Source organism: Vreelandella aquamarina, assembly GCF_900110265.1.
GTDB lineage: Bacteria > Pseudomonadota > Gammaproteobacteria > Pseudomonadales > Halomonadaceae > Vreelandella > Vreelandella aquamarina.
The window spans coordinates 1-2076 of the sequence record NZ_FODB01000110.1 but is presented as its reverse complement, the minus strand read 5'-3'; the positions used below and the strand labels follow the sequence as shown (position 1 = coordinate 2076).

Sequence of the window (2076 nt, the reverse complement as noted above, 5' to 3'; positions counted from 1 at the left end):
ACAGGGATGAAGCGGCTCATGGCGATCTTCTCAGCTCGGCGATGACGGTGGTCAGTATCTCACGGTGCAACGGAAAGTCCGACAGGCTGCTAGAGGTACGACCTTCCAATGCTTGCATAGCCCCCACCTCGGTGGGGGCTTTTTTTGCCAGCGCGCCTGTTTAGAAGGCGCGACGACGATAGAAGCGGTACTCCGGCGACCAGCAAGCTTTTTCGATACGCTCGCGCAGCGCTGTACCGCTGGTCTTCAACGCAACGCCGTTCTGCTGGGCTTGTGCGGCCACCTCAAAAGCAATCGACTTGCTGATATCGCGAATACGCGATAGAGGTGGCAGCAGCGCACCTTTGCCCTCTTTCACTAGCGGCGCTTCGCGGGCCAGCGCCCGCGAGGCGCTCATCAGCATCTCATCGGTCACGCGGTTGGCGTTGGCCGCAATCACACCTAAACCGATGCCTGGGAAGATGTAGGCGTTGTTGCACTGGGCAATCGGATAGGTGCGGCCGTTATAGACCACCGGTGCGAACGGGCTACCGGTGGCTACCAGCGCTTGGCCATCGGTCCAACGAATCACATCCTCTGGCACCGCTTCCGCCTGGGAGGTCGGGTTCGAGAGCGGCATAATCACCGGATGTTCGCAGCCTGCGTGCATGGTACGTACCACCTGCTCGGTGAAGATACCGCGCTGGCCACATACGCCAATCAAGATCGTCGGTTTGATTTGGGCAATGGTCTCTTCCAAGCCCTGGCCGTTCCACTCCGCCACTAGCGAAGAGTCATGGGCCAAACGGCGCTGGAAATCCCGCTGCCACGTTTGATCCGTGGTCATCAAACCGTCACGGTCGACGATAAAGATGCGCGCCCGCGCTTCCGCTTCGGTCAGGCCTTCCGCCTCCATGGCGACCACGACCTGCTCGGCAATACCGCAACCGGCAGAGCCACCGCCAACAAACACCACGCGCTGCTGGGCAATGGTTTCTTCGCGGGCCTGGCAGGCCGCCATCAGCGTACCTACCACCACAGAGGCCGTGCCCTGCACGTCATCGTTGAAGCAGCACAGTTCGTTACGGTAGCGCTCCAACAGCGGCACGGCGTTAGCCTGGGCAAAATCTTCAAACTGCAGCAGCACATTCGGCCAGCGGCGCTTCACGGCAGCAATAAACTCCGCCATAAAAGCATCGTACTCTTCCTGGCCTACCCGTTCATGGCGCCAGCCCATGTACATCGGGTCATCCAGCAGCGCTTGGTTATTGGTGCCTACGTCGATCATGATCGGCAGCGTATAGGCTGGGCTAATCCCGCCGCAAGCGGTGTAGAGCGCCAGCTTACCGATAGGAATGCCCATGCCACCGATACCCTGGTCACCAAGGCCGAGAATCCGCTCGCCATCGGTCACCACGATCACTTTCACGTTATCTTTGGTGGCGCTACGCAGGATATCGTCCATATGCTCGCGGTCCGGGTAGCTGATAAACAACCCCCGGTGATTGCGGTAGATATTGGAGAACTCCTGGCACGCCTGGCCAACCGTCGGCGTGTAGATAATCGGCAGCATCTCTTCCAGATGCTCAGAGACAAGACGGAAATAGAGCGTTTCGTTGTCATCCTGAATGGCACGAAGGTGAATATGGCGCTCTAAATCGCTATGGCACTGCTGGTACTGGCGGTAAACACGCTCAAGCTGATCATCAATGGTTTCGACTTTTTGTGGCAACAAGCCTATCAGGTTAAACGCTAGCCGCTCCTCCTGAGTAAACGCGCTGCCTTTGTTCAATAGCGGCATTTCAAGCAGCGAAGGACCGGCGTAAGGAATGTACAGGGGGCGTTTACTCGTCGTAGACATAGGCACTCTCTTTTTATGTCAATTGCTGTTGCAATGCAGCAACGCTGGGCGTTGTCGGCGTTTGAGCGTAATGTAACATGCTAGTACGACAAAGGTGGCAGAGACTTGACGTCCTCCCCGCCTAAAGGACGGGGATTCCAACTTCTTGAGGGCAACGTCCTGCCCCGAGACTGAGGATATTCCGGGCCGCATTCACGTCCCGGTCGTGGAGTACACCACACTCCACGCACTCCCAG

2 protein-coding genes are annotated in these 2076 nt (G+C 57.8%); both read right to left on the bottom strand.

The genetic code is table 11. The annotated features are described in order from the left end of the window. Positions 1-160: 160 nt before the first annotated feature. On the bottom strand, positions 161-1840 hold the full coding sequence (locus BMY49_RS16990) for an NAD-dependent malic enzyme (RefSeq protein WP_058577287.1): 1680 nt from the start codon (positions 1838-1840) through the stop codon (positions 161-163). Positions 1841-1961: 121 nt separating this feature from the next. After that, positions 1962-2076: zinc ribbon domain-containing protein (locus BMY49_RS16985; RefSeq protein WP_143058166.1), on the bottom strand; the 115-nt coding region annotated here is incomplete at its 5' end.